This is a genomic window from Streptomyces sp. NPDC102259, from assembly GCF_044766465.1.
Lineage (GTDB): Bacteria > Actinomycetota > Actinomycetes > Streptomycetales > Streptomycetaceae > Streptomyces.
In genome coordinates, this window is record NZ_JBIWMA010000013.1 from 21,168 (window position 1) to 46,800 (window position 25,633).

General features: G+C 70.1%; 24 protein-coding genes and 1 tRNA gene. 18 read left to right on the top strand and 7 right to left on the bottom strand.

Annotation, left to right across the window (positions count from 1 at the left end):
* Positions 1-246 precede the first annotated feature (246 nt).
* Entirely contained in the window at positions 247-690 is a 444-nt protein-coding gene (locus ACIRPU_RS27020; RefSeq protein ID WP_403871774.1) for a glycine-rich domain-containing protein, read from the top strand.
* A 69-nt stretch (positions 691-759) separates the two neighbouring features.
* The gene (locus tag ACIRPU_RS27025) at positions 760-1,593 is read left to right on the top strand and encodes a protein kinase (protein ID WP_403871776.1); all 834 of its coding nucleotides are present in this window, start codon (positions 760-762) and stop codon (positions 1,591-1,593) included.
* An 871-nt stretch (positions 1,594-2,464) separates the two neighbouring features.
* Here ACIRPU_RS27025 and ACIRPU_RS27030 read toward each other — a convergent pair.
* Positions 2,465-2,956: a GntR family transcriptional regulator gene (locus ACIRPU_RS27030; RefSeq protein ID WP_403871778.1), complete on the bottom strand. Its 492-nt coding sequence runs from the start codon at positions 2,954-2,956 to the stop codon at positions 2,465-2,467.
* 171 nt (positions 2,957-3,127) lie between these two features.
* On the opposite strand from ACIRPU_RS27030, the gene ACIRPU_RS27035 reads away from it, so the two are divergent.
* From ACIRPU_RS27035 to ACIRPU_RS27070, 8 genes are all read left to right on the top strand, one after another.
* The gene (locus tag ACIRPU_RS27035; RefSeq protein WP_006381100.1) at positions 3,128-3,478 is read left to right on the top strand and encodes a hypothetical protein; all 351 of its coding nucleotides are present in this window, start codon (positions 3,128-3,130) and stop codon (positions 3,476-3,478) included.
* 83 nt (positions 3,479-3,561) lie between these two features.
* Positions 3,562-3,687, top strand: coding sequence for a hypothetical protein (locus tag ACIRPU_RS27040; RefSeq protein ID WP_403871780.1), 126 nt, complete (start codon positions 3,562-3,564; stop codon positions 3,685-3,687).
* On the top strand, positions 3,684-5,090 hold the full coding sequence (locus ACIRPU_RS27045) for a cell division protein FtsK (RefSeq protein WP_403871782.1): 1,407 nt from the start codon (positions 3,684-3,686) through the stop codon (positions 5,088-5,090). The genes ACIRPU_RS27040 and ACIRPU_RS27045 overlap by 4 nt, the downstream gene beginning before the upstream one ends.
* Positions 5,091-5,147: 57 nt before the next feature.
* Entirely contained in the window at positions 5,148-5,846 is a 699-nt protein-coding gene (locus tag ACIRPU_RS27050) for a DUF2637 domain-containing protein (RefSeq protein WP_403871784.1), read from the top strand.
* A 150-nt stretch (positions 5,847-5,996) separates the two neighbouring features.
* The gene (locus ACIRPU_RS27055) at positions 5,997-7,460 is read left to right on the top strand and encodes a replication initiator (RefSeq protein ID WP_403871786.1); all 1,464 of its coding nucleotides are present in this window, start codon (positions 5,997-5,999) and stop codon (positions 7,458-7,460) included.
* Positions 7,457-7,579, top strand: coding sequence for a hypothetical protein (locus ACIRPU_RS27060; protein ID WP_403871787.1), 123 nt, complete (start codon positions 7,457-7,459; stop codon positions 7,577-7,579). Before ACIRPU_RS27055 ends, ACIRPU_RS27060 begins: the two co-directional genes overlap by 4 nt.
* Positions 7,572-7,784 (top strand): excisionase family DNA-binding protein, encoded by a 213-nt coding sequence (locus ACIRPU_RS27065; RefSeq protein WP_403871789.1) that lies wholly within the window; start codon positions 7,572-7,574, stop codon positions 7,782-7,784. The genes ACIRPU_RS27060 and ACIRPU_RS27065 overlap by 8 nt, the downstream gene beginning before the upstream one ends.
* A complete protein-coding gene (locus tag ACIRPU_RS27070) occupies positions 7,784-8,917 on the top strand; it encodes a tyrosine-type recombinase/integrase (RefSeq protein ID WP_403871790.1) in 1,134 nt (377 codons plus the stop codon). The genes ACIRPU_RS27065 and ACIRPU_RS27070 overlap by 1 nt, the downstream gene beginning before the upstream one ends.
* Positions 8,918-9,022: 105 nt before the next feature.
* On the opposite strand, the gene ACIRPU_RS27075 is transcribed toward ACIRPU_RS27070, so the two are convergent.
* From ACIRPU_RS27075 to ACIRPU_RS27085, 3 genes are all read right to left on the bottom strand, one after another.
* Positions 9,023-9,095 (bottom strand) — tRNA-Arg (locus ACIRPU_RS27075).
* A 63-nt stretch (positions 9,096-9,158) separates the two neighbouring features.
* Positions 9,159-10,778 carry a helix-turn-helix domain-containing protein gene (locus ACIRPU_RS27080; protein WP_403871792.1) on the bottom strand — a complete coding sequence of 540 codons (1,620 nt, stop codon included), beginning with the start codon at positions 10,776-10,778 and terminating at the stop codon, positions 9,159-9,161.
* Positions 10,779-11,076: 298 nt separating this feature from the next.
* On the bottom strand, positions 11,077-12,402 hold the full coding sequence (locus ACIRPU_RS27085) for a M6 family metalloprotease domain-containing protein (protein WP_403871794.1): 1,326 nt from the start codon (positions 12,400-12,402) through the stop codon (positions 11,077-11,079).
* 482 nt (positions 12,403-12,884) lie between these two features.
* On the opposite strand from ACIRPU_RS27085, the gene ACIRPU_RS27090 reads away from it, so the two are divergent.
* Both ACIRPU_RS27090 and ACIRPU_RS27095 read left to right on the top strand, forming a co-directional pair.
* The gene (locus ACIRPU_RS27090; protein ID WP_403871796.1) at positions 12,885-13,532 is read left to right on the top strand and encodes a TetR/AcrR family transcriptional regulator; all 648 of its coding nucleotides are present in this window, start codon (positions 12,885-12,887) and stop codon (positions 13,530-13,532) included.
* A gap of 240 nt (positions 13,533-13,772) precedes the next feature.
* Positions 13,773-15,308, top strand: a complete 1,536-nt coding sequence (locus ACIRPU_RS27095; protein WP_355707602.1) for an MFS transporter — start codon at positions 13,773-13,775, stop codon at positions 15,306-15,308.
* Positions 15,309-15,410: 102 nt separating this feature from the next.
* Here the strand turns inward: ACIRPU_RS27095 and ACIRPU_RS27100 are convergent, their stop codons facing one another.
* Complete coding sequence (locus ACIRPU_RS27100; RefSeq protein WP_385554070.1) at positions 15,411-15,920, bottom strand: MarR family winged helix-turn-helix transcriptional regulator; 510 nt, start codon at positions 15,918-15,920, stop codon at positions 15,411-15,413.
* A gap of 234 nt (positions 15,921-16,154) precedes the next feature.
* Here ACIRPU_RS27100 and ACIRPU_RS27105 point away from each other — a divergent pair, with 234 nt between their 5' ends.
* Complete coding sequence (locus ACIRPU_RS27105) at positions 16,155-16,964, top strand: dioxygenase (RefSeq protein ID WP_385554068.1); 810 nt, start codon at positions 16,155-16,157, stop codon at positions 16,962-16,964.
* 163 nt (positions 16,965-17,127) lie between these two features.
* Here ACIRPU_RS27105 and ACIRPU_RS27110 read toward each other — a convergent pair whose 3' ends face one another.
* Positions 17,128-17,667: a GNAT family N-acetyltransferase gene (locus tag ACIRPU_RS27110; RefSeq protein WP_403871799.1), complete on the bottom strand. Its 540-nt coding sequence runs from the start codon at positions 17,665-17,667 to the stop codon at positions 17,128-17,130.
* Between the two features lie 185 nt (positions 17,668-17,852).
* Between ACIRPU_RS27110 and ACIRPU_RS27115 the strand changes: the two genes are divergently transcribed.
* Positions 17,853-18,851 (top strand): sigma-70 family RNA polymerase sigma factor, encoded by a 999-nt coding sequence (locus tag ACIRPU_RS27115; protein WP_355707594.1) that lies wholly within the window; start codon positions 17,853-17,855, stop codon positions 18,849-18,851.
* A 1,079-nt stretch (positions 18,852-19,930) separates the two neighbouring features.
* On the top strand, positions 19,931-20,755 hold the full coding sequence (locus ACIRPU_RS27120) for a TetR family transcriptional regulator (protein ID WP_403872124.1): 825 nt from the start codon (positions 19,931-19,933) through the stop codon (positions 20,753-20,755).
* 64 nt (positions 20,756-20,819) lie between these two features.
* Here the strand turns inward: ACIRPU_RS27120 and ACIRPU_RS27125 are convergent, their stop codons facing one another.
* On the bottom strand, positions 20,820-21,839 hold the full coding sequence (locus ACIRPU_RS27125; RefSeq protein ID WP_403871801.1) for a helix-turn-helix transcriptional regulator: 1,020 nt from the start codon (positions 21,837-21,839) through the stop codon (positions 20,820-20,822).
* A 62-nt stretch (positions 21,840-21,901) separates the two neighbouring features.
* Here ACIRPU_RS27125 and ACIRPU_RS27130 point away from each other — a divergent pair, with 62 nt between their 5' ends.
* The 3 genes from ACIRPU_RS27130 to pfkB all read left to right on the top strand — a co-directional run bounded on the left by ACIRPU_RS27130 (position 21,902) and on the right by pfkB (position 25,565).
* Positions 21,902-23,470 carry an MFS transporter gene (locus ACIRPU_RS27130; protein ID WP_403871803.1) on the top strand — a complete coding sequence of 523 codons (1,569 nt, stop codon included), beginning with the start codon at positions 21,902-21,904 and terminating at the stop codon, positions 23,468-23,470.
* Positions 23,471-23,859: 389 nt separating this feature from the next.
* Positions 23,860-24,621: a DeoR/GlpR family DNA-binding transcription regulator gene (locus ACIRPU_RS27135; protein ID WP_062645330.1), complete on the top strand. Its 762-nt coding sequence runs from the start codon at positions 23,860-23,862 to the stop codon at positions 24,619-24,621.
* Positions 24,618-25,565, top strand: coding sequence for a 1-phosphofructokinase (gene pfkB, locus ACIRPU_RS27140; protein WP_403871806.1), 948 nt, complete (start codon positions 24,618-24,620; stop codon positions 25,563-25,565). The genes ACIRPU_RS27135 and pfkB overlap by 4 nt, the downstream gene beginning before the upstream one ends.
* Positions 25,566-25,633: the final 68 nt, after the last annotated feature.

Below are 25,633 nucleotides of genomic sequence, written 5' to 3' on the forward strand. Positions count from 1 at the left end.
GCGCGCCATCGGCCGGTATGCCGGGGTCCTGTTCATCATCTGCATCAGCGGTTCATGCGGTCTGGTGATCGGCGTGGCCCTCGGGTCCGGCCAGTAGACCGGCCGCCCCGGACGGGTGCCGACCGCCCGGCTCCCCGTCCCCGTCCGGGGCGGCCTCAAAGCCCGCTTCCCGATCGTCTCTGAGCCGAGCTCGCCGATCGGGACGGTGGTACATGCCCCGCACCACCTCACCTGAGGAGACTGCACATGACAGCAACAGCGAACGATCAGAAGACCGGCCGCGCGGTGGCTGGCGAAGAGCTGTTCGAGAACCTGGCCCGCTTCGTGGTGACCCACAACGGGCAGCCCCCCGAGCGCGCTGAGCGGATCGCGGACCAGGCGGTCGCCTTCCTGGTCACGGCGGCCACGGCCACCGTTCCCATGGTCCCGTCCGACGACGTCGACCTCGGTCTCCACGCGCTCATCTTGCACACGAAGGAGTACGCCGAGCTCTGCGAGCAGCACGCGGGGCGCTTCCTGCACCACAACCCGAAGCCGGGTGGAGGAGCACGCGACCCGGAGAAGGTCGCTGCCTCGGCTCACGCCATGAAGGCGGCCGGGTTCGTGGTCTTCGACGACCTGTGGACCGTGGACGGCGCGAACCTCGCGCAGTGCGACTCGGACTGTGGCCGACCGTACGGTCAGGCGTAGTTCACGACAGCAGCGAAGCGGCCGGCCTCGACTCGGGTCGGCCGCGTTCGCCCGGAGGGAGAAGAGATCTTGTCCGGCCCAACCCCTGAACTGCCGATCGTGGTGCTCGACGCGCTCATGCCCACGACTCGGCGCATGGTCATCAACCGCCGGGGCTCCACGGTGTGGGAGGTGGAGAACCACCGGGGCCACTACGCCGTGAAGCTCGGCTATCCGATCAAAGCCACTGCCGAATGGCCTGCCCAGCCGTGGACCGCTCTCGCGCCCGCACGTGAGGGCGCCGTCCTGCATCGCCTCGGCCTGCAAGCCGTGTTCGGCGAATGGGAGCACGGTACGTGGAACTTCCAGCCGTGGCACGAAGGACCAGACCTGCACAGGCTGTGGGAGCCATGCCGTAAGGCAGGCTCGCTCATGAAGCCCCACGCCAGTGTGGCGCTGGGATGTGTCCAAGCTCTGGCCGATCTGCACGTGAGGGGCTGGGCACACGGTGACGTGCAGCCCGCCCACTTCATCATCGGACCGGAACGCACGCACCTGATCGACCTCGCCCTCGCCCGGGGCGGACACGTGCCCCAGGGCTACGACTTCCCGTTCCGCGGCTGCCTCGTCCACTACGAAGCACCGGAGATCGCGCGCAGCGTGCTGGACACCGGGGAAGCGGAGCCGACTCAGGAAGCTGACATCTACGCGCTCGGGGCCTCGCTGCTCATCTCCGCCACGGGCTGGCGGGCGGTCGAGTACCCGGACGACGCTCCTCGTCCCGTGCAGCGAGAGGCGGTGGCCAATGGCCGACGTCGGCCCGTGAAGGTGCCCGGTGAGCTGGGCGAACTGGTCGACGCGATGCTCAGTCATGCCCCGGAGGATCGGCCCACCATCTACGAGGTGGGCAAAGCCCTGATCTGACCCCGAACCCCAACCGACCCGTCTCGCGCCACCCTCGCGCGGACGACAACAACAAAAGACCGGACCACCCCTCAGCCTCGACAGCATTCCGGGTGGTCCGGTCGCGGAAGCCCTGATCAGGACCCCGGTGCCGATGGTACCGGGGCGGTCGGCGTGCTCGGATTCGGGTGCTGCTCCAACCCCTTTCGTTTGTCGCTGAGTTAGAGAGGAGAGCGGTTGAAGGCCAGTCATTGGAAGCGCAGTTCTGGCCTGCGCCACCGAAAGTCAGCCACGGCGGCGGGTGCGCCGAACGAGTACCCGTCACGTGTGTCTCCAGCAACCCCGTCCCGGTATCAGCCACGTCTCCCGCTTTTGAAACGGCGGCCATCCGGACGGCGGGGTCGTGCTTGCTCGGGCACGGCCTGGACCTGGTCGTGGTCCTGTGGCTCGGGCCGGCCGGTTGCTTCCTGGCCTGGCTGTCTGGCTTGGCGGTGCTGCGCGCTGAGTGGCCGGGGGCCGGCGCAGCGGTGGCGGAGACAGGGAGCGGCGGCGGCCCGTGGCCGCCAGCGCGCGCGGACCGCCGTAGGCGGGCCGCCTTGATCCAGTAAAGAAACTCTGAACAGAACCGCAGGCCAGTAGTCGATCAACCTGGGAGAGGCACGGATGCCGTGGGCAAGTCCCGGCGGTTCGAGCAAGTGCGGCACGGAACGGCGGCACGGCAGCAAGCGGGGAGCGATGACCGAGCACATACCGGACAACGAAACGAGGTCGATCAGCATTCACGTCGGGGACGCGGATCAGGTAGTCGCGCTGATCGAGGAGATGCGGGCCATGGTCGTCCGCCTCAGCAGGGAGACCAGGGAGCTGCGAGAGGAAGTGGCCCAGATCAGGACTACGGCTTCGGCTGCTGAGCTGCCTTCAGCTCCTCGACCTCACGTCGCAGTTCCTGATGATCAGCGCTGAGGACACGGATCTCGTCACGTAGCGCGGTGAGTGCTTCAGCAAGGGTGGTCCCGGCGTCTTCGGCCGCTTCGGTGGCGTCGGGCCCCCCCTCCCCCTGCCCTGCCTGGCCAGGCTTCTCGTCCTGGTTCGCCAGGTACCAAGCGGGAGCGGTGTAGTTCGCCGAGAACTCCCCGCCGGCGCTGTGGTCTGCGACGAAGCTGCCACGTCCATGGATCGTGTAGATCAAGCCCTCATCGCGCAGCACATTGAGTGCGGACCTCGCGGTCATGTTGGCCACGCCGAAGCGTTCTTGCAGCTCGCGGATGGACGGCATCTGCTCGCCCGGCTTGATCCGCCCCTGCAAGATGTCGCGCCGAAGCTCGTCGGCAGCGTGCTGATACGGCGGCCGGCGGTCCTGCTTGTTCTCTGGCGCGGGGCTCATGGCCCAAGAGTAGCGATTTCTAGCACCCTTAGCACACCCCACTGACATAGGTGGCCTATGTCAGCTGATACCTAGCTCACCCGAGTCACTTGACACTGCTAGGTTAGCTATGTTCAATGGTGATCACGCCCCACCGCTCTGGTGGAGCGCAACCGAAAGGAATCAACTCCCATGGCACGCATCCGTGTTGGCCTGCTCCCCACCTCGTCGTTCATGGTCGGCACCCTGCCGGTGCCGAAGTACGCGGACCAGGAGAAGACGCAGTTCGCCACCGACCGTGAGACCGGCGCGAAGCTCTACACGATCACCCTCTTCTTCATGGAGGAGGACCGTGCCGAAGCTCTGAAGATCACCGTTCCGGAGACCGGACTGCCCAACGGACTCCGGCCGGGTGTCCCGGTCATGCCGGTGGAACTGTTCGCCACCCCGTGGGCGCGGATCTTCAACGGCTCGCTCTCGGACGGCATCGCCTACCGCGCTGGTCGGCTGGACCTGGTGGCCCCGGCCGCTGAGGCGGCGTGAGCGTCATTGCCTCCCGGTCCGGCGCTGAGCGCAGCTACCCGCTGTCTCACGCCGGGCCGGATGCCCGGTTCACCGAATCACTCGTGAACTCGGTGGCGGCCGTGCTCGTCGGCTACGGCTATCCCCGCCTCGACGCGTCGGCGGATCGGGCGGCCCTCGAATCGGCCCTGGCGGCCTTCCTCTACAACCCGTTGGAGAGCCACACATGAAGGACTCGAACGCCCCGGCGGAAGGGATCTTTGGTCAAGTCCCGCTCGTCGTCGCCCTGCCGCTCGCCGTGCTCGTCGGATGGGCGGCCTGGTGGGTCGTGCGCTACGTTCGCGCCGACGTCATGACCCGGCAGTCCATACGGCAGGCCGTACGCGTGCGTTGGGGCTGGAAGCGGCTCGCACCGATGCTCAAGCTGTCGGCCACGGACAAGACCCCGACCGCCCTGGCGTCTCTGGCGAACACGAACGGCAAGCCCATCAAGCCGCGCGTCCTCATCCCCTCCCTGAAGGTGAAGCACGACGCGTACGGAGTGATCGCGCGGGCACAGTGCCTGCCTGGTGTTGGACTCCAGCAGTTCCAGAAGGCGGGCCCGCATCTCGCGGACGCCTGGCGGTGCACGCGAGTGGCGGTCACCCAGGACAAGCCTGGGCAGGTCCTCATCCGGGGTGTGCGACTGGACCCGCTGAAGTTCCCCACCGAGCACCACCCCACGGGTGAGCCACCGGAGGAGACAGCCCGGTGGGATCTGGGCCTGGACGAGTACGCGCGGCCCGTCTCCGTGAACCTCACGCAGGTGCCCGGCGTCACCGTGGCCGGCCTCCCCGGCTTCGGCAAGACCAGCCTGATCAACCGGCTCCTCTCCGACTGGGCACCCTCGCCCGCGGTGCAGTTCGCCTGCGCGGACGGCAAGGTGTCGGCGGCCTACGAGGGCGACTATGCCGACTGGGTCCAACGCACGTTCGCCTTCGTCGGCGATGACCTGGAAGAGGCCAACAAGCTGTTCCGGCACCTGGTGGAGCTCCGCCGCGCCCGGTCGGCCTCGGTGCGCCAGATGCTCGGGGTGAAGTCCATGTGGGACGTCGGTCCGTCCGAACACTGGCCCCTGGTCGTGCTGATCATCGACGAAGCCCACACCTACTTCCGCGACCACAAGGGCAGCGACCAGCAGACGAAGAAGCTGGCCGCGCTCGCCGCCGAGAACGCCCGGCTCGTCGAAGACCTGGTGAAGAAGGGCCGGTCCGTGGGACTGCTCGTCATCCTCACCACTCAGAAGTCCACCGGCGACGCGATCCCCACCTTCATCCGCGACGTGTGCCCCGTGGGCCTGAGCTTCGCCCAGAAGACTGCCGAAGCCTCCGTGGCCGCGCTCGGCGAGGAGATCCGGGAATGGCCGGACGCCAACCCGATCAACCTCCAGGACCCCACCTACGTCGGCGTCGCCTCGATGAACCACCAGTCGCAACCCGGCTTCACCCGCATCCGTACGCCCTACGTGCCCGACACGGAAGCGGCCCGTGTCGCCAAACAGACTGCGAACCTCACCGCCGACCCCTCCGTCCTCCTCGAAGCCTTCCTCGGCCTCCGCACGGCGGACGTGGACCTCACCAGGCTCGACGTCTGAGCAGCCTGCCAACCGCCCTCGGCCGTTCCCGTCACCCCGGAGAGGAGGTGAACACTCATGACAGAAGACCGGATCACTCAGCGCACCATCACCGCCGTCATGATCGTCATTGCCGCGCTGGCGTTCGTCTTCTCCTTTGGCAACGTCTGGTCGCTCGCCCTGCGCCTGGGCGTCCCCGGCCCGATCGCACCGCTCATCGCCCCGATGGTGGACCTGTCCGTGGTCGGCCTCCTGGTCGCCCTGCGCTACCTCTCGCTGCGCGGCCTGCCGGCCGACCAGATGACGGCTGCCACCCGCCTCATGCACTTCTCCGGACTGCTGACCCTCGCCCTCAACGTCGCAGAACCGATCGTCGCCGGACACTACGGCCGCGCCGCCGTCGACGCGGTGGCCCCGCTGCTCCTCCTCGGCTGGGGCTCCGTCGGCCCGCAGCTCCTGCGCGCCTTCCACACCGTTGCGCGGCCCGCCGTACCGGCTTCCGTGCCGGACGAGATCGACCCGCAGGCCGAGACGGCAACGGAGGCCTCCCGTCCTTCGGTGCCCCTCACCCTTCCGGCCCCGGCCCCGATCGCTCCTCAGATCGCCCCGGCTCCCGCTGCGCCTGCGGTCAAGGTCCCTGAGCCGTTGCTGACCGAAGCACGCTCCATCGCGACATCCCACCACACCGAGCACGGCGAACCGATCACGGCGGCCCAGCTCAAGACGCGACTCGGGATCGGCCTGCCCATGGCCACCGCGCTGCACGCCGCTCTGTAGGGCCCCCCCTTCCGCCGGCCTCTCCGGTGCTCCCCACCATCGCCCGCCCCAGGGCCCGACTTGCCATGCCTGCGGGCAGCAGCCCGAGCGCACTGAATCGCTGCTGCCCGCAGGTCTCACCCTCGCGCCAGAAGGGACACCCCGCCACCCATGCGCCGCCCCCTCGACCTGCGCCACGTCATCAGCCCCGGCCTGCGGGACCTGGTCGAACTGGCCAACACCGACGACTTCGACCGCGTCACCGAACAGGTCCGCGACCTTCGCGGCTGCACCAGCCCCGTCAACCTGCACGGCTGGACGGTCACCACCGACCAGACCACCAAACAAGTCGTCCGCTCCTACCGCTCCGAGGACGAACCCTCCGGACGCCTCCTCACCACCTGCGGCAACCGCCGCGCCTCCCGCTGCCCCGCCTGCTCGCGCCTCTACGCGGCCGACACCTACCACCTGATCAAGACCGGACTGTCCGGCGGAAAGAACGTCGCCGAAACCGTCCGCGACCACCCCCGCGCCTTCGTCACCCTCACCGCCCCGTCCTTCGGCCCCGTCCACAACCGCCCCACGACCAACGCGGGCAAGCCGCGCCCCTGCCCGTGCGGCGAGAACCACCCCCGGGACGCTCCCGAACTCGGCACTCCACTCCGCCCGTCCAGCTACGACTACACCGGCGCCGTCCTCTGGAACGCCCATGCCGGGGCCCTGTGGGCGCGCTTCACCACCTACCTGCGCCGTGCCCTCGCCGAGCACCTTGGCATGACACAGAAAGCACTCAACACAGCCCTCCGCGTCTCCTTCGCCAAGGTCGCCGAGTACCAGCAACGCGGCCTGGTCCACTTTCACGCGGTCGTCCGCTTCGACGGTCCCGACGGCCACACCACCTCACCCCCGGCCTGGGCCACCTTCGACGCCCTCCGTGTCGCCGTCGGCCTGGCGGTCGAGCGTGCCCGGCTCACGATCGAGTCGGACGCGGTCGGCGAACGGGTCATCCGGTGGGGCGACCGCTTCAAGGTGGACCAGATCTCCGCCCTGGGGGACGGCGAACTCACGGACGCCAAAGTCGCCGGATACGTGGCCAAGTACGCCACGAAGAACGCCGAGGGCGCGGGCACCGTGGACCGCACCCTCGTATGCCGCCCCTGTGCCGGACGCGGCCACGTACGCGGCCCTGACGGCTTCCACGACCTCTGCGTCGACTGCGACGGCACCGGCCAGGCCGAACCCCTCACAGACCTCCCCGTGCAGCAGCACGCCCGCCAGATGATCCGCACCGCATGGGCGCTCGGCCACCTCCCCGAGTTCGCCGAACTCAAGCTCTGGAAGTGGGCCCACATGCTCGGCTTCCGCGGCCACTTCTCCAGCAAATCGCGCGCCTACTCGACCACCCTCGGCGCACTCCGCGACGTACGCCGCGCCTGGCGCACCGCCCAGGCCGAAGCCGCCCGCATCCGCGCCGGCCTCCCCGGCGGTGACGAGAACACCACCCTCGTCACCGACTCCTCATGGACCTACCTCAGCAGCGGCTACCGCCCTGGCGAAGAGCTCCTCGCCGCCCAGGTTCGCCACGACATCGCCCACTCCCAACGCGCCAAACAAGAAGGGCTGCTGCCTGCATGACGACGGCCGTTCTCACCGTGGACCAGGTCGCCGAGAGTCTCGGCGTCAGCCGCTGGAAGGTCTACTCGCCGCAAGCCCCCACCAACCCCGGAACGGAAGGAGAACCCACCCGTGGCTGACCGCTACCTCACCGTGGCGCAGGTGGCCGAATGCCTCGGCACCTCGGAGCGTTTCCCGCGCCGCCTCATCGCCGAGCGACGCATCACGTTCGTCAAGGTCGGTAGGCACGTCCGCATCCCGGAGAGCGCGCTGACCGCCTTCGTCGCAGCCCACACGGTGCAGCCGATCGACCATCGGCGTGGCTTGCTGCGGAGGGTCGCCTGATGACCAACCAGAAGAAGCAGCGTAGAAGCTTCGGGTCGGCTCGTCAGCTCCCGTCCGGCCGTTGGCAGGTCCGCTATCGAGACCCTGAGAGTGGGCAACTCCGCCCGGCCGAGAAGACGTACCCGACGAAGAGCGATGCTCAAGTCGCTCTCGCCCAAATCGAGGCTGACATCTCGCGTGGCCAGTGGTCGGACCCAGACGCCGGGGCGGTGAACTTCGAGGAGTACGCGATCGCGTGGCTTCGGGACCGGAAGCTAGCCGACCGCACTCGTGAGAGGTCTGAGTCCGTCATGCGGCTGCACATCTTGCCCACCTTCGGAGCCGGGACCGTGGCAGACGTGGCGACGGCTCGTGTGCGTAGCTGGCGGGGAAAGCTCCTCGCGGCCGGCGTTGGTGAGCCGACGGTGGTCAAGGCGTACCAACTACTGCGGGCCTTGATGAACATGGCCGTGGACGACGAGCTGATCCGGCGCAACCCGTGCCGTATCAAGGGTGCCGACCGCTACGACGTGCCCGAACGACCGGTCCTCACGGTCACCGAAGTCTTCGCCGTCGCCGACTCCATCGTGCCGCGCTACCGGCTGCTCGTCCTCCTGGCCGCGTTCACCACTCTGCGGTTCGGTGAACTCGCAGCCCTCCGCCGCCGAGACATCAACCTGGAAGCCCTGACTGTCAGCGTCCGCCGGTCACAAGCTGAGTTGCAGGACGGTCGGCTCTTCGACAAAGCGCCGAAGTCCGCTGCTGGCGTACGTGTCATCTCGTTCCCCGCCGAGCTGCTCGACGACGTCACACGCCACCTGGAACAGTTTGCCGCGCCCGGCCGCGACGGACACGTCTTCGTCGGCCCTCAGAGAGGCCAGCTCCGGCGAAGCAACTTCCGCGACGACTGGGTGTCGGCCAGGACGGCGGCGGGCGTCACGTCGGAACTCCACTTTCACGATCTCCGCCACACAGGCAACACGCTGGCCTCGACCGCCGGTGCCAGCACCCGTGAGCTGATGACCCGCATGGGCCACAGCAGCTCGCGCGCCGCGCTGATCTACCAGCACATGACCAGCGACCGTGACCGGGCCATCGCTGATCGGCTCGGAGCGATGATCCGTGAGGGTGAGGGAGAGGCCGTCTCGGACTAGAGGATCCGGCCCCCGTACAGCCGTAGTGGCACGCGTGTGGCACGACTCCGGACACGACGAAGGGCCAGCCTGGGAGGAAACCCTCCTGAGCTGGCCCTTTTTCTGTGCCCCCGGCAGGATTCGAACCTGCGACACCCGCTTTAGGAGAGCGGTGCTCTATCCCCTGAGCTACGAAGGCGGGGTGGTGACCCTGTGGGTTACTGGCGTCAGCGTACCGGATTCGGGTTGGGGGGTGTGGGGGTCAGGTCAGGGGGACGTGGGTGAAGCGGGCGGCTGTGTGGAGGTCTGTCTCGATGTGGGAGGCGGTGGAGAGCAGGGCCGGGAGGATGTCGTCGACGCACTCCTCGGCCGTGCGGCGGGCGACGTGGGTCGCCGCGTTCAGGGCGGCGATCACCCGGCCGTCCCGGTCGCGGATCGGGACGGCGATCGCGCGTACGCCCTGTTCCAGTTCCTCGTCGGCCAGGGCGTAGGACCCCGCCACCGCGGGCCCGGTCAGCAGGAGGCGGCCCATTGCCGTGGAGGGGGCCGGGAGCCGTGTGCCTACTGCGATGTCCACGCTCATGACGTGGTTCGCGGTCGCCCGGGCCGTGTACTGGATCTCGTCGCGCCGTTCGGTCAGGACCGCCAGGGAGGTCGTCTCCTGGACGGCGTCCGTCAGCGTCGTCAGGTGGGGGGTCGCGATCCGGGGGAGCGACGTGCGGGAGAGGGGCGGGAAGCCGAGGGAGAGGACCCGGGGGGTGAGGGCGAACGTGCGGTGGGGGGTGGGGGCCACCAGGCCCAGGTGTTCGTAGGTGATCAGGGCCCGGCGGGCCGTCGCCCTCGCCAGGCCGGTCGTCTTCGCGACGTCCGTGAGGGTCAGCTCCGCCCGGCCCTCGTCGAACGCCGCCAGGACGGTCAGGCCCCGGGCGAGGGACTCGATGAACTCGCGGCCCAGTTCCTGCTTCGAAGCGCCCGTCCAGGTCGCCAGTCCCGCCGGGGACCGGCCCGGCTCGGGGTGTGGTGCCCGGCGCAGGTCCTCCTCCATCGCCGCCACGGCCAGACGGAGGCGGGGGAGAAGCGTGTCGCGCAGGTCGGCCGACGTGTGCCGGCTCGTATGGCTGACGACGTTCGCCACGCACGCGATCCGGGCCGTACGCGGATCCCGTACGGGGACGGAGACCGCCACCAGACCGGGTTCGATCAACTGGTCGTCCAGAGCGCAGTTCTCCTCCGCCGCCCGCGCGGTCCTGCGGGTGAAGTCCTCGTCGCTCCCCGCGCTCCGTGCAGGCGACGGCGGCACGGTCGGGAAGTCGCGGTTCTGCGGGTCCCTCGTCCTGCGGGCGCGCCAGGCCTGCCACTCGGCGTCGGTCCACTCCGTCGCGAACAGCTGGCCCGGCGCGGTGCGTTCGGCCGGGAGCAGGTCGCCGATGCGGAAGCTCAGGGACATCGCGCGGCGGCGGGTCGCCTGGTGGATGAAGCGGATGCCGTCGCGGTCGGCGACGGCCAACGACACGGATTCGTCCAGTTCGTCGGCGAGGCGGTCCGCGCGGGCGGACAGCAGCGCGGGCAGGCGCAGCGCCGCCAGGTAGGCGTTGCCCAGTTCCATGACACGGGGGGTCAGGATCGCGTCCCGGCCGTCGAGACGGACGTACCCCATGCGGGTGAGGGTCGCGGTGATGCGGTCGACCGTGGAGCGGGCGAGGCCCGTGGCACGCTCCAGTCCGCTCAGGTTCATCGTGCCGCCCGCCTCGGTCAGCCGCCGCAACACGGTGACCCCGCGGATCAGCGGCGAGACGGCCTCCGTCGGCGCCTGCCCGGCCTCGGCCTCCGGGCGCGGTACCGGAGCCGGGACGGGGGCGGATGCGGTCGTCTTCGCGGACATTGCTGCTCGGCTCTCCGATACGGCGGCGGAACTGGCGGTGGTGTGGGCAGGGGCACGGCAGTGACAGCGTGCGGCGGCCGTGGGCGGTGCCGGTGTGCGGTGACGGTGTGTACCTACCTACCGGCCGGGTGCGGTACGTGCGGGTGCGTGTGCGTGCGTGTGCGTGCGTGGTCGTACGGCGTCGCGGCAGGCCTACGGTAGCCCCGGTCGGCCTGCGGACCGCACGTCCCGCCCGCCCGCACGGCTGTCCGCCCGTCTGCACATCCGTCCGGCCGCCCGTCCACGACTGCAGCGGCTGCTACCCCCGGCTCACCCGTACGCGGTAGTCACCTTTCAGGTCCGCGCCCACCACCGAGATGCGGATGCCCCTCTTGGGGTCCTTGAACGTCTCGCCCGGAGCGAAGGGGGCGTCGGAGAGTTCCGCGTGGACGTTGGGGCTGCGGGTGCAGCCGCCGCTGTCGGTGTGGGAGTCGTAGACCGTGACCGGGCCCATGCCGGTGTCGACGTCCGCGTCGACCTTGTAGATGAGGACGCCCGAGCGGCACACGCTCTCGTCGTTGCCGCCGTGGGCGCGCAGTTCGACGGCGTAACCGGTGCGGTCGCTCATCGGGACGAAGATCAGCTTCGGGCCGGCCGCGCGGGAGAGGGGGGTCAGGGGGTACTCCGTCGTGCCCTGCGCCGCCGCGCAGGCGATCTGGGTGGCGTCCAGCCAGCCCAGTTTCCACTTGTGCCAGCCGAGCAGATCGTTGTTGGCGCCCCAGTCCTCGCTCATGATGTCCCAGTGGCCGACCGCGCCTCCGCCCTCCTGGGTGTAGAGGTCGGGCAGGCCGAAGACGTGGCCGTTCTCGTGGGGGAGGACGCGGTAGCCGGTGCGGTCGTAGGAGCCTGAGCCGTCGTCCTGGCGTGAGTAGACGAAGGACGCGTTCGCCACGGTCACCCCGTCGGCGACCGGCGCCTCCGCGTTGCCGGCGAACGTCACGGAAAGCACCGTGTCGAGGGCGGAGGGGCCCGCGTTCGGGGTGACCAGCACGTTCAGGAGGTCGTACGAGCGGAAGTCCACCGTCGGGTCGGCGGCGGCCACGATGTCCTGGACGAGTTCGCGGTAGCCGGGGTCGAAGGGCGCGCCGCGCTCTATGCCGTACTCGCGGAACGTCTTGGGCATGCGCAGCCAGTGCCGGATCGGAGTCTCGCCGCGGTAGTCGAGGCGGCCGTACGAGGCCGTGCGGAACCATTCCTCGGTCTGGGGGAAGAACTCGCGGTAGCGGCCCATTGCGCTGCCCCGGCCGGGCGCGTCCGAGAAGTCGATCATCAGGGTGAGGGCGCGGACGGTGCCGGTGGAGCGGGAGTAGCCGCCCGGTGTGGGCAGGCCCTCGGACATCTGGACGGTGGCACGGCCATTGATCATGCAGGGGGCGAGGGCGGAGGAGCGGGCCAGGGAGGCGGGGCCCGCGCCGGCCGTCGTCGCACCGGGGGCCGGCGCGAGGTGTCCGGACCCGGCCGACGTGCTGACCGCGAGCGTCAGCACGGAGACGGAGGCGAGCGCGGCGACGCGGCGCGGGCGTATCCGACGGCGGAGTGGCTCGCCTGCGCGGGCCGGGGCGGTGCGCAGGGGCTGCGGCTGCATGCAGGGGGCCTTTCGCTCCAGGCAGCCACCGGTCACCGGCTGCGTCCTTTCGATCACCCTCCGACGCGGTGTACGCGGGCGCGCGCTGGGGGAGACCGATCGTGGATTACCGACCGGTACGGCCGCGACGGTCCCGTCCGGGCACCCGTGCCCCCTGGTCACGCCCATTTCGGGACGTCCGTTCACCGGGGGTGCGGCCCGCCCATTGCCGCCCCGCGCCTGCCCCGCCCTCCCGCCCTCGGCGGCCCCACACCCGCTCGCGACCTCCCCGTTCCGCCCCTGATGGCCTCCCTGTTCCGCCCCCATCCCGGATGTGACTCAGGTCACATCGAGAAACTTCTGGGTTTGGGAAATAACCGGGGACGCCATCCCCGTTTAGTCATGTGTCCGAGCGAAACGGGGAGTCGATCCCCGGATCGTCATCAGTTCCGAAACGTTCAGGAACGTTCCGAAACAGCCCGAAACGTCAGAAGGAGTGCGCCGTGCAGACCGCGACCGCTACCCCCACCGTGCGTAAGGTGACCCGGCCCCGTGCCGACGCTCAGCGCAACCGGGAGCGGATCGTCATCGCCGCCCGCGAGATGTTCGTCGAGTTCGGGCCCGATGTGCCGCTCGACGAGATCGCGCGCCGGGCCGGCGTCGGCAATGCCACGGTGTACCGCAACTTCCCCGACCGTGACGCCCTGGTGCGTGAGGTCGTCTGCTCGGTGCTGGACCGCATGGTCCAGGCCGGGCAGATCGCCCTCGCCGAGAGAGACGCGTTCGGGGCGCTGGAGCGGTTCGTGCACGCCTCCGCCGAGGAGCGGCTCAGCGCGCTGTGCCCGATGATCTCCAGCACCTTCGACGAGCACCACCCCGACCTCGAAGCCGCGCGCGAACGGGTCGAGCGGATCATCGAGGAGGTCATGGACCGTGCGAAGGCGGCCGGGCAGCTCAGGCCCGACGTCGGCGTGGGGGACGTGATGATCGCGGTGGCCCAGCTCAGCCGGCCCCCGGCCGGTACCGGCTGCCTGAACGCCGACCGGTTCGTCCACCGCCACCTTCAACTGTTCCTGGACGGACTGCGGGCCCCGGCCCCCTCGGTCCTGCCGGGTTCGGCCGTGACCATGGAGGATCTGCGCCAGGCCTGAACGATCGGTTCGTGAAACCGCAGCAGCAGTCGTCCTCACCCTCACCGGTGGTCACCGGCCCTCGGCCGACCCTGGTGGCCCTCAGTCGCCCTCACCTTGCCTCGGCGGCCGTCGGCGACCCTCACGAGTCATCACGACCCTGATGAGTCATCACGTCCATCGAGCAACGACCCGTCAGCGTTGACGAGTCGCCCTTTACTTCACCCTTTTCCGTCACGAAGTCCCGAAGCGGGTATCCCCATGTCTGAAACAGCCCTGAAGGCCCCCGGTAAGACGGGCGGCCCGGACGCCAACCGCTGGAAAGCGCTGGCCTTCATCGCCCTCGCCCAGCTGATGGTCGTCCTCGACGCCACCATCGTGAACATCGCGATGCCCTCCGCCCAGCAGGACCTGGGCATCTCCGACGGCAACCGGCAGTGGATCGTCACCGCCTATGCCCTCGCCTTCGGCGGTCTGCTGCTCTTCGGCGGCCGCATCGCCGACCTGTGGGGCCGCAAGCGCGCCTTCGTCGTCGGTCTGGGCGGCTTCGCCGTGGCCTCCGCGCTAGGTGGCGCGGCCGCCAACGAGGCGATGATGTTCGGTGCCCGCGCCCTGCAGGGTGCGTTCGGCGCCCTGCTCGCGCCCGCCGCGCTCTCCCTGCTCGCCGTGATGTTCACGGACGCGAAGGAGCGCGCCAAGGCCTTCGGCATCTACGGCGCGATCGCGGGTGGTGGCGGCGCCGTCGGCCTGATCCTCGGCGGTTTCCTCACCGAGTACCTGGACTGGCGCTGGACGTTCTTCGTGAACATCCCGTTCGCGATCGTCGCCGCGGCCGGCGCCTACTTCGTCATCCGTGAGCCCGAGGGCGGTCGCAACCGCTCCCCCCTCGACATCCCGGGCGTCATCCTCTCCACCCTCGGTCTGGTCTCCCTGGTCTACGGCTTCACCCGCGCCGAGTCCGAGGGCTGGAGCGACTCCGTGACCGTCGGCATGTTCGTCGCGTCCGCGGTCCTGCTGGCGACCTTCGTGATCGTCGAGTCGAAGGTCAAGGCCCCGCTGCTGCCGCTGCGCGTGATCACCGAGCGCAACCGCGGCGGTGTCTACCTCTCCCTCGGCCTCGCGATCATCGCGATGTTCGGTCTGTTCCTCTTCCTGACCTACTACCTGCAGATCGTGAAGGGCTACTCGCCGGTCAAGACCGGTTTCGCCTTCCTCCCGATGATCGCGGGCATGATCACCGGCTCCACCCAGATCGGCACCCGTCTGATGACCCGGGTCGCCCCGCGCCTGCTCATGGGCCCCGGCTTCCTGGTCGCCGCGCTCGGCATGCTGCTGCTGACCCAGCTGGAGATCAACACCTCGTACGCGGCCGTGCTGCTGCCGGGGATGCTGCTGCTCGGCCTCGGCATGGGTACGGCGTTCATGCCGGCCATGTCCATGGCCACGCTGGGCGTCGAGCCGCGGGACGCCGGTGTCGCCTCCGCGATGGTCAACACCTCGCAGCAGGTGGGCGGCGCGATCGGCACCGCCCTGCTGAACACGATCGCCGCGTCCGCGACGACGTCGTACATCAAGGACCACGTCGCCGGCGCCGCCTCCAAGCCCCAGCAGCAGCTGGTGCAGCTGGAGGGCATGGTGCACGGCTACACCAGCGCCATCTGGTTCGCCGTCGGCATCCTGGTCGCCGCCGCGACCATCGCCCTGACCCTCATCAACGCCGGCAAGCCGGACATGGGCCCGGTCGCGGGCTCGGGGGCGAAGGACGCCGAGGACGCGGTGCCGGTGATGGTCCACTGACCCGGCTACGGATCTAGGGCCTTTCTATCGGATCAGGTCGGCTTGGGGCGGCGGTGCCCTGTTCGCACCCCGCGAAGGACGGCAAGATCCGAAAGAGAGGCCCTAGCGGAGCCAGGGCAGGTCCGCACCCGCTTCATCGGGCTGAAGTCCCTCGGCGACGATCTGCATGATCTCGCCGAGGGACTTCTGCTGTTCCGGGGTGAGCCGGTCGAACACCGCGTGGCGGACGACGGCGACATGGCCCGGCGCGGCGCGCTTCAGCACCTCCAGGCCCTGGTCGGTCAGTACGGCGAACTGGCCGCGCTTGTCGGAGTCGCACTCCTCGCGGCGCACCCAGCCGTTCTTCTCCAGCCGGGCGATGGCATGGGAGAGGCGGGAGCGGGTGATCTTCGCGTACTTGGCCAGCTCGGTCATCCGCAGGCGCCGGTGGGTGGACTCGGCGAGCTTGACGAGGAGGCCGTAGTAGATGTGCGGCATACCCGCTTCACGCTGGAGCTGGCGGTCCATGTGATCTTCGAGGAGGGTCGTGGCGTGCACGTAGGAGCGCCAGATGCGCTGCTCCTCGGGGGTGAGCCACTGGGGCTCGTCAGCGGATGCGGGTGCCTTCGTCATGGACTCCACTGTAAACGTCTGCTCCTTGAAATTTAAACCAATCGGGAATATGCTGTGCGATATTGACGTTTTAGATTTCAAGCAAGCGTCGCGAAGCATTCGGAGCCGGTGGTCTTGGAAGCCGACAGCGTTCGGAGCCGGAACGTTCGGAGCCGACAGCGTTCGGAGCCGGAAGCTCTCCGATGTCAGATGTTTCCGGAGTCAGGGGCCGAGGTCCCGGAAGGAGCAGCCGCCATGTCCGCCGCACCCCAGGAGCGTGCCCTCCCCCAGGAACGCATGCCCGCCCTCTACCTCAGTCATGGCGCCCCGCCCCTCGCGGACGACCCGATCTGGCCCGGCGAACTCGCCGCCTGGTCCGCCGACCTGCCCCGGCCCAAGGCGATCCTGATGGTCTCCGCCCACTGGGAAGAGGCCCCCCTCGCCCTCGGCGCCGTCGACCCGGTCCCCCTGGTCTACGACTTCTGGGGCTTCCCCGAGCACTACTACCAGGTGAAGTACGGCGCCCCTGGCGCGCCCGAGCTCGCCGAGAGCGTACGGAAGCTGCTGCGCGCCCCCGGTATCCCCGTGCAGGACATCCCCGACCGCGGCCTCGACCACGGCGCCTACGTGCCGCTCGTCGAGATGTTCCCGGCCGCCGACATCCCGGTCCTCCAGATCTCCATGCCGACCCTCGACCCCGTGAAGCTGATGGAGATCGGCCGAAAGCTCGCGCCGCTGCGCGACGAGGGCGTCCTGATCGTCGGCTCCGGCTTCTTCACCCACAACCTGGCCGCGCTGCGGCACACCGGCGGAGGAGTGCCGACCTGGTCCTCGGAGTTCGACGACTGGGGCCGGCGCGCGCTGGAGACACGCGACTGGGACGGGCTGCTTGACTTCCTCCACAAGGCCCCGGCCGGCCGGTACGCCCACCCGCGCACCGAGCACTTCGCCCCGCTCTTCGTGACCATGGGCGCGGCGGAGATGTCCGGCGAGCTGGACGCGCAGAAGTCCGTGATCGACGGGTTCTGGATGGGGATGGCGAAGCGGTCCGTGCAGTTCGGCTGACGCTCCTTCCGGGGCCGGAACTGCTTCCCGGGCCAGGGCCCCTTCCTGGGCCGGGGCCCCTTGCGGGGGCGGGGTATGGGCTCCCTCCCGGGCCGGGGCTCCTTGCGGGCCGGGGCCGGGGCGGGGGCCGGGGCTGCTCCCGGAGTCGAGGCTCCCTCCGAGGTCAGAGCTCCTTCTCGTACCAGGCCACGTCCCAGTAGCGGTCGAACTTGCGGCCTACCTCGCGGTACGTGCCGACATGCCGGAAACCGAAGCGTTCGTGCAGCCGCGCGGACGCTTCGTTCGGTTGCGCGATGCCCGCGTAGGCGCGGTGCAGGTCCTCGCCGGCCAGCGCCTCGAAGAGCGCTGTGTAGAGGAGCGTGCCGATGCCGCGCCGGCCGGCGTGCGGGGCGACGTAGACCGTCACCTCCACCGAGGTGGAGTAGGCCGCCTTCGGCCGGTAGGCGCTGGATGTGGCGTAACCCAGGATTTCCTGTGAGGTCCGCCGACTGCCCTGTGAGTCCGCTTCCGTGGCAACCATCAGGCGGTGCGGTCCGTCTTCAGGGTGGGAGAGCAGCCAAGGACGTCGCTCTTCCGGACTGAAGGCCACGGTGTCAAATGTGATGGGCGTCTCACGTACGTAGTGGTTGTAGAGGCTTGTGAGGGCTTCGAGGTCACCCTCGACTCCTGACCTGACCTGCACATCTGTACGTTCCGACAACATCGCGTCTCCTTGCGTGGTCGGACAGGGTACTGCAAGATCATAAAAATCGGGGTGCGGGTTGGGAATTCTGTCCTGATTCCAGTCGTTGTTTCCATCAGATGCAGGGCACCCGAGGAGAGTCCGAGTCCGAGAGTGCCTGGTGTCTGAAGGGCCACCCGCCGAACCTCCATCGCAAGGGAGCACGCATGGCAACCCGTGCCGTCGCCCGTCGCAAGTCCGCCAACGGCGAGACGACCGACGCGGCCCGCAGTGTTCGCGCCCATGGCGGCGAGATCGCCGACCGCGACCTGGTCGGCATGTACCTCGACGAAATCGCGCGCACACCACTGCTCGACGCCGCCAAGGAAGTCGAGTTGTCACAGATCATCGAAGCGGGTGTGTTCGCTCAGCAGGTCCTCGACGGCGACGAGGAGTCCCGGTCCGTCGCCACGCGCGAAGAACTCGAGGCCCTGGTCGTCGAGAGCGAGCGGGCCAAGGACGTCTTCATCCGCTCCAACCTCCGGCTGGTCGTCGCGGTGGCCCGCCGCTACCCCCGCAGCGGTCTCCCGCTCCTCGACCTCATCCAGGAAGGCAACGCCGGTCTGGTCCGCGCAGTCGAGAAGTTCGACTACCGCAAGGGCTTCAAGTTCTCGACGTACGCGACCTGGTGGATCCGTCAGGCCATCACCCGCTCGATAGCGGACCAGTCGCGCACGATCCGCCTGCCCGTCCACCTGGTGGAGGAGCTCGGCCGGATCCGTCGTGTGCAGCGCGAGTTCAACCGCGAGAACGGCCGCGACCCGGAGCCCGCGGAGATCGCGACCGAACTCGGTTCGACGCCGGCGCGCGTCACGGACGTCCTGGACTGGGCCCGCGACCCGGTCTCGCTGAACATGGCGGTCGACGACCAGGGCGAGACCCAGTTCGGCGACCTGTTGGAAGACACGTCCGCGGTCTCGCCCGAGCAGTCCGTCATGACCCTCCTGCGCAGCGAGGAACTGGACGGCCTGATCGACCGCCTCGAGCCGCGCACCGCCTCCATCATCAAGATGCGGTACGGCATCGACGACGGCCGTGAGCGCACCCTGACCGAGGTCGGCAAGGAACACGGTCTGACGAGGGAACGCATCCGCCAGATCGAGAAGCACGCCCTGCTGGAACTGAAGAAGCTGGCCCGCGACACGGGCTTCGAGGCGGCGGCGTAAGGCGCTTGAACCTCCGTCGGCCGGCCGGAGCCTGACGCTCCGCCGGGCGACGTCGGTCGATGAACGGTCCATGACCTGCCGATGGTCCACGGCCGTCAACCGATGGTCGACTGGTGCTTGGTGCCTGGTGCCTGGTGCTTGGTGCTTGGTGCCTGGTACCTGGTCTCGGTCTCGGTGGCTGCGCCCGGTGTTCGGTGCCCGGGTGGGGCGGAGCGGGACGTAGTCCGGGTACCGGCCGAGCCGTGGAGGCTCCGGAGTCGGGGTGCCGTCGGTGTCGGTATGGGTGTCGGTGGCCGTCCGTGGCCTCGGTGGTGCCGGTGGCCATCAGGCCATCACCCCGTCGAGGGCCGCTTGTTGGCCGGGGGTACGCCGTGTGAGTCATTCGCCTGACGTGCCTCACGTGCCGCAAGTGCCTGAAGCGGGTGAAGTGCCCGGCGGCTGGAGCCGGGGTTTTGGCCGCGTCGACGCAGGGGTTGCGCGGAGTCGTGCCGCGAGGTTCGCGGCCGAAAGGGCGCCTGCGCCGCGGCCCGGAGCTGCGGCGAGTGGGCTTCAGGCGCCCTGTCGTGCCGGGTTCCCGCCCGCGTGCGCCGGGTGGTGGAGCGCCGCGCAAACATGGCGGAGGAACGCCGCTTCAATGAGGAGGAGCGCGGGAACAAGACTTCTGGGCACGGGAGTCCGAGTCGGCACAGGAGTTCGGGCCGACCCGACCTCGCAGCCCTTCCCGAGATCTCCGCCGCACATGAGCCAAGTCCCGACGCACATCCCCCCGGCGCCGGGACTTTCCCCGAGCCGGGCTTCGGTGCCTCTCCCCCCAGGCGCCGGGGCCCGGCTCCTCTTCGTGCCCGGGCGGGCCCGACTTCGGGCCGGGCCGGGGCGGGGATTGCGGGCGCACACGTCCGCCGGGCATATGACACCGCGGACGGGCACGCTGAGAGGGCGGGGCACCCCGTACCTGAACCACGGGGTGGCCCGCCCGAATGGCAGATTGTGCCACATGGGCATAGCCTGCCGACGTGATCAGCTCGACCCCCCATCCCGCCCCGGCTTCACTGACCGAGCGGCGCAAAGCGGCGACCCGCATGGAGATCGCCCGTGCGGCGGCAGGCCTCTTCGTCAGCCGGGGCCTGAGGGCCACCCGCGCCGAGGACATCGCCCAGGCCGCGGGCATCGCCCCGCGCACTTTCTACCGGTATTTCGCGACCAAGGAAGAGGCCGTCGCCCCGCTCTACGCGGCGGGCGCGCAGCGCTGGGCGGAGGCGGTACGTGAGGCCCCGGCCGGACTGACCGTGCCGGAGGCCCTGGAACACGCGATACGGCACACTCTCGTCCCGGGCCGCGGGGTGTCGTCGGCGTCCTGGGAATGGGTCCGCACCCTGATCCGACTGGCCGGAACCAGCCCGGCGCTCGGCAAGGTCTGGGCGGAGGTCTGCCACACCTCGGAGACGACACTCACGGAGGTACTGGCGGAACGGACGGTGACACCGTCCCGTACGCCTGGTCCGGACGGCGTTTCCGACACCGGTTCCGCAGCCGTTTCCGACACCGGTTCTGCAGCCATTTCTGACGCCGTTTCCGACACCGGTTCCGCAGCCGTTTCTGACGCCGTTTCCGACACCGGTTCCGCAGCCGTTTCTGACGTCACTTCCGCCCCGGAGACCTCCTCTACTCCCGCTCCCGCGCCCAGCCTCACATCCGAGCCCGCTCCCGCGTCCGACAACGTTGCCTCCCCCTATCAGCGCTTCACCGCGGCGGTGGCCGGGGCGGCGGTTCGGGTCGCGGTCGAAAGCTGGGCGGCGACCGACTCCCCGCCCATCGGCCGACAGGGCCCGGCGGAGCTGGCGTTGCGCAATCTGCGGGCCCTGCACGGGTTCGCGTGGCAAGAGAGCCCGGCGGAGGAGGCCTGACCCACGCCCTCCCGCGCTCTCCCCATCCTCGCGCGTCCCTTTTCCCCGCGCGTCCCCTCCCGCGCTAGCCCCCCGAGCCCCTCCCGGACGCACCCTTCGTTCCTGCCGCTCGGCTCAGTCGCCCGCCGAACTCCCGTACGCAGTCCACCAGTTCCGGCGGTCCCTGGACCGAGAACTCGCAGCCCAGCGTCGCCAGCCGCATCGCCACCCACTCCACCGGGTGGCTGGTCGTCCCCTGTAGCCGGCAGCCGCCCTCGCCGTCGGTGTCCGCCGTCGGCGTCGCGACCGGCGTGCCCAGCCACGTGGGCAGGCGTGCCGTCACGAACTCCGTCGGCGCCTCGAAGCAGACGTCGAGTTCGTACTCGTAGGCGTCCGGGCGCAGTTGGATGGATCGCCGGAGGTATTCCGCCGCGCTCCCCGTCGGCAGCTCGCGCGGAGTGAAGCGGGCCCCGGTCGCGAACGGGTCCTGGACCCGGTCCACCCGGAAGGTCCGCCAGTCCTCGCGGTCGAGGTCGTACGCCACGAGGTACCACCGCCGGCCCGTGGACACGAGGCGGTAGGGCTCGGTCAGGCGCCGCGACTCGGTGCCGTCCTTCGTGCGGTAGGCGAAGCGCAGCCGCTCCTGCCCGGCCACCGTCGAGGCGATGACGGTCAGCGTCTCGGGTGCGATGCTCGCGCCGTCCCCGCTGGTCAGCGGTGTGGTCGCGGCCTGGAGGGTGGAGACGCGGTGGCGCAGCCGGGCCGGCAGCACCTGCTCCAGCTTGGCCAGGGCCCGCACGGACGCCTCGTCGACGCCCTCCAGCGCGTGTCCCGCCCCCGCCCGCAGCCCGACCGCGATCGCCACCGCCTCCTCGTCGTCGAGCACCAGCGGCGGCATGGCCTTGCCCGCGACCAGCCGGTAGCCGCCGTCGGAGCCCAGGGTCGCCTGCACGGGATATCCCAGCTCGCGCAGCCGGTCGATGTCCCGTCGGACCGTGCGGCGGGAGACCCCGAGCCGGTCGGCGAGCTCGCCGCCGGGCCATTCGCGGGGCGTCTGGAGGAGCGAGAGGAGCTGGAGCAGCCGAGCCGGGGTGTCCGTCGTCATGCATCCGAGCATGCCGCAGAACTAGGACACGATCTGACCTAGTGCGGTCCTACTGTCACACCATGACCTCCACGGAGACCTCCCTCGAGACCTCGCCCGAGTCCTCGCCCGACCCTCGAACGGCCCAGGCGGCCCAGGCGGCGCCGGGCGACCGTCGCCGTTGGTTCGCGCTCGCCATCGTGATGACCGCGGCCTTCATGGACCTCGTCGACGTCACGATCGTCAACATCGCCATCCCCTCGATCCGGGAGGACGCGGGCGCCTCCTGGAGCCAGATCCAGTGGATCACCGCCGGTTACGCGCTCGCCTTCGCCGCCGGGCTCATCACCGGGGGCCGACTCGGCGACATCCACGGCCGCAAGCGGCTGTTCCTCCTCGGCATCGGCGGCTTCACCCTCGCCTCCGCGCTGTGCGGCTTCGCCGCGAACCCGGAGATGCTGGTCGCCTCCCGCATCCTCCAGGGCGCCATGGCGGCGATGATGGTGCCGCAGGTGCTGTCGATCGTGCACGCCACCTTCCCGGCGCACGAGCGGGGGAAGGTCTTCGGGCTCTTCGGCGCGATCGTGGGGCTGGGCGCCGTCTCCGGGCCGCTGCTCGGCGCGCTGCTGACGGAGTGGAACCTGTTCGGTCTCGAGTGGCGGCCGATCTTCCTCATCAACCTGCCGGTCGGTATCGCGGGACTGATCCTCGGCAGCCGCTTCATCACGGAGTCCAAGGCGCCCAAGGCGCTGAAGCTGGACATCGTCGGTGTCGTCCTGGTCACCCTCGGCCTGCTCATGCTGCTCTACCCGCTCACCCGCGGCCGCGAGCTCGACTGGCCGGTGTGGGGATACGTGTCGATGGCCGGCTCGATCGGTGTCTTCGGGGCGCTGGTCGCGTACGAACGGCGCAAGGGCGCGCGGGACGGCTCGCCGCTGATCGAGCTCTCCCTCTTCCGGGTGCGCAGCTTCGCGGCGGGCGTCGCCGTACAGACCGTATTCGGGGTCGGTCTCGGCGTGTTCTTCCTGGTCTGGACGCTGTACATGCAGACCGGGCTCGGCTGGAGCCCGCTGAAGGCCGGTCTGACCGGGGTGCCGTTCTCGCTCGCCGTGTCGACGGCCGCCGGGCTGTCCGTGCAGAAGCTGGTCCCGCGCTTCGGGCGCAAGGTGCTGCAGACGGGCGCCCTGACCATGGCCATCGGCGTACTCCTCTACATCGGGGAGTCCGCGCGGTACGGCCTCGGCATCGCCCCGTGGCAGATGGCGCTTCCGCTGGTCGTGATGGGCGTCGGCATGGGGCTGATCGTCGCCCCGCTGACCGACGCGGTGCTGTCGGACGTACCGCGTGAGCACGCGGGTTCGGCGTCCGGGCTGATCAACACCGTCCAGCAGATGGGCAACGCGCTCGGGCTCGGTCTGGTCGCGGTCGTCTTCTTCGGGCAGATCGGCGACCGGCTGACCCCGGCCGAGGTGGGCCCCGCCTTCGTGAACGCCTTCGAGCACGCTCTGCGCTGGGTGGCCCTGGTGATGTTCGCGATCTTCCTGCTGATGTTCGCCCTGCCGAAGCGGCCGGCGCAGCACCTGGAGGGCGGCGCCGAGGACGCCCCGGAGGCGGCCCCCTCCGGGGACCGGGAGCGCGAGCTCATCGCCTGAGCCGACGTTCCCGCGTGAGGGGCCCGTCACCTGATCGACCTGATCGGTGACGGGCCCCTCACGCATGCCCTGGCGCAGGGGCGGAAGCGTGGCAGCGCGGAAATAGACGCAGGGCGAGCGAAACGGGTGGCAACGGAGAGGGGGAGCGCGGATGGAAGGGGTGGCAGTGCAGAGGGGGAGTGCGGGTGGAAGGGGCGGCAGTGCAGAGGGGGAGTGCGGGTGGAAGGGGCGCAATGGAGAGGGTGGCGGTGCAGAGGGCGACAGGGGCGGAAGTCCGTTCATGCCCGGATCACGTCCGAACCTGTTTACTTTCCGGAAATCCGGGCGTAGCCTCCAGGCGAAACCACAAGTTCGGGCATAAATCTGGTAACGGTCGGAGGGTAACGGACATGTACGCACCGGAGCGGCAGCAGGAGATCCTGCGGCTCGCCCGTGACGGCGGCCGGGTGGACGTCCTGTCGCTGGCCGAGGAGTTCCAGGTCACGGCGGAGACGATCCGCCGCGATCTGAAGGCCCTCGACCGGGCCGGCCTGGTGCGCCGTGTGCACGGCGGCGCCATTCCGGCCGGACGCCTCGACTTCGAACCGGACCTCGCCGAACGCGAAGGCACCTCCGCCGACGAGAAGGACCGCATCGCCAAGGCGGCCCTCACGGAACTGCCCACCGAGGGCACGGTGATCCTCGACGCCGGCACCACGGTCGCCCGCCTGGCCGCCGCCCTCCCGCTGGAGGCCTCGCTCACCGTCGTCACGCACAGCCTGCCCATCGCGGCCCGCCTCGCGGACCACCCGGGCATGCAGCTGCACCTCGTCGGGGGGCGCGTACGGCACCGGACGCGCGCCGCCGTGGACGCGTGGGCGCTGCGCGCGTACGGCGAGATCCGCGCCGACGTCCTGTTCGTCGCCGCCAACGGGTTCTCCGCCGAGCACGGGCTGACCACTCCCGACCTCGCCGAGGCCGCGGTGAAGCGGGCGGCCGTCGCCGCCGCGCGCCGCGTGGTGCTGCTCGCCGACTCCGCCAAGCACGGTCAGGAGCACTTCGCCCGCTTCGGCGACCTGAGCGACGTGGACCTGCTGATCACCGACAGCGGGCTGAGCCCCGACGACGCGGCCGCCATCGAGCGCGGCGGCACGGAAGTAGTACGCGCATGATCCTCACCGTCACCCCCAACCCCTCCCTGGACCGCACCTACGAGGTCCCGTCCCTCGACCGCGGCGAGGTCATCCGCGCCACCGGCGAGCGGATGGACCCGGGCGGCAAGGGCGTGAACGTCTCGCGCGCCGTCGCGGCCGCCGGACGGCGCACGGTCGCCGTCCTGCCCCTGGGTGGTGCGCCGGGCGCACTCGTCGCCGACCTGCTAGACGCGCAGGGCATCGAGGTCGCGCCGGTCCCGGTCGCCGGAGCCACCCGCTCGAACATCGCGCTCGCGGAGTCGGACGGCGTCCTGACGAAGATCAACGCACCCGGCCCCGAACTGTCCCCGGCGGAACAGGAACTGCTCCTGGAGACGGTCCGCGAGCAGTCCCGCGACGCCGACTGGATCGCCTGCTGCGGAAGCCTGCCCCGGGGCCTCTCGCCCTCCTGGTACGCCGAAGTGGTCGCGCGGGCGCACGCCGGAGGCGCACGTATCGCCCTGGACACCTCCGGGCGTGCGCTCCTGGAGGCGCTCCGGGAGCGGCCCGACGTGGTGAAGCCGAACGCCGAGGAGCTCGCGGAGGCCGTCGGGCGCCCCCTGGCCACCGTGGGCGACGCGGTGAAGGCGGCCGAGGAACTGCGCGGCATGGGCGCCCGCGCCGTGCTCGCGAGCCTGGGCGCCGACGGACAGCTGCTCGTGGAGGACACCGGCACCTGGTTCGCGAGCGCCCGCGTCGACGTCGTACGCAGCAATGTGGGAGCGGGCGACTCCTCCCTCGCCGGCTTCCTCGTCGCCGGAGGAAGCGGCCCCGCGGCACTCGCCTCCGCCGTCGCGCACGGAGCGGCGGCCGTCCAGCTGCCCGGCAGCGTGATGCCGACCCCGGACGACCTGGACCCGGCGGCGGTGACAGTCACCGCGCAGGTGCCGGTGGACCGTGAACTGAAGGAGCCGGTGTCATGACGACGAGCCCCGCGGTGTCCCCCGTGCCGACGACGACTCCCCCGTTCCCCATCCCGCCCGGCGAACCG

What these genes read in the sequence shown, in the direction of transcription:
- ACIRPU_RS27020 (WP_403871774.1), top strand. Translation starts at nt 247, where the DNA reads ATGACAGCAACAGCGAACGATCAGAAGACCGGCCGCGCGGTGGCTGGC.
- ACIRPU_RS27030 (WP_403871778.1), bottom strand. Translation starts at nt 2,956, where the DNA reads ATGAGCCCCGCGCCAGAGAACAAGCAGGACCGCCGGCCGCCGTATCAG.
- ACIRPU_RS27035 (WP_006381100.1), top strand. Translation starts at nt 3,128, where the DNA reads ATGGCACGCATCCGTGTTGGCCTGCTCCCCACCTCGTCGTTCATGGTC.
- ACIRPU_RS27045 (WP_403871782.1), top strand. Translation starts at nt 3,684, where the DNA reads ATGAAGGACTCGAACGCCCCGGCGGAAGGGATCTTTGGTCAAGTCCCG.
- ACIRPU_RS27050 (WP_403871784.1), top strand. Translation starts at nt 5,148, where the DNA reads ATGACAGAAGACCGGATCACTCAGCGCACCATCACCGCCGTCATGATC.
- ACIRPU_RS27055 (WP_403871786.1), top strand. Translation starts at nt 5,997, where the DNA reads ATGCGCCGCCCCCTCGACCTGCGCCACGTCATCAGCCCCGGCCTGCGG.
- ACIRPU_RS27060 (WP_403871787.1), top strand. Translation starts at nt 7,457, where the DNA reads ATGACGACGGCCGTTCTCACCGTGGACCAGGTCGCCGAGAGTCTCGGC.
- ACIRPU_RS27070 (WP_403871790.1), top strand. Translation starts at nt 7,784, where the DNA reads ATGACCAACCAGAAGAAGCAGCGTAGAAGCTTCGGGTCGGCTCGTCAG.
- ACIRPU_RS27080 (WP_403871792.1), bottom strand. Translation starts at nt 10,778, where the DNA reads ATGTCCGCGAAGACGACCGCATCCGCCCCCGTCCCGGCTCCGGTACCG.
- ACIRPU_RS27085 (WP_403871794.1), bottom strand. Translation starts at nt 12,402, where the DNA reads ATGCAGCCGCAGCCCCTGCGCACCGCCCCGGCCCGCGCAGGCGAGCCA.
- ACIRPU_RS27095 (WP_355707602.1), top strand. Translation starts at nt 13,773, where the DNA reads ATGTCTGAAACAGCCCTGAAGGCCCCCGGTAAGACGGGCGGCCCGGAC.
- ACIRPU_RS27100 (WP_385554070.1), bottom strand. Translation starts at nt 15,920, where the DNA reads ATGACGAAGGCACCCGCATCCGCTGACGAGCCCCAGTGGCTCACCCCC.
- ACIRPU_RS27105 (WP_385554068.1), top strand. Translation starts at nt 16,155, where the DNA reads ATGTCCGCCGCACCCCAGGAGCGTGCCCTCCCCCAGGAACGCATGCCC.
- ACIRPU_RS27110 (WP_403871799.1), bottom strand. Translation starts at nt 17,667, where the DNA reads ATGTTGTCGGAACGTACAGATGTGCAGGTCAGGTCAGGAGTCGAGGGT.
- ACIRPU_RS27115 (WP_355707594.1), top strand. Translation starts at nt 17,853, where the DNA reads ATGGCAACCCGTGCCGTCGCCCGTCGCAAGTCCGCCAACGGCGAGACG.
- ACIRPU_RS27120 (WP_403872124.1), top strand. Translation starts at nt 19,931, where the DNA reads ATGGAGATCGCCCGTGCGGCGGCAGGCCTCTTCGTCAGCCGGGGCCTG.
- ACIRPU_RS27125 (WP_403871801.1), bottom strand. Translation starts at nt 21,839, where the DNA reads ATGACGACGGACACCCCGGCTCGGCTGCTCCAGCTCCTCTCGCTCCTC.
- ACIRPU_RS27130 (WP_403871803.1), top strand. Translation starts at nt 21,902, where the DNA reads ATGACCTCCACGGAGACCTCCCTCGAGACCTCGCCCGAGTCCTCGCCC.
- ACIRPU_RS27135 (WP_062645330.1), top strand. Translation starts at nt 23,860, where the DNA reads ATGTACGCACCGGAGCGGCAGCAGGAGATCCTGCGGCTCGCCCGTGAC.
- pfkB (WP_403871806.1), top strand. Translation starts at nt 24,618, where the DNA reads ATGATCCTCACCGTCACCCCCAACCCCTCCCTGGACCGCACCTACGAG.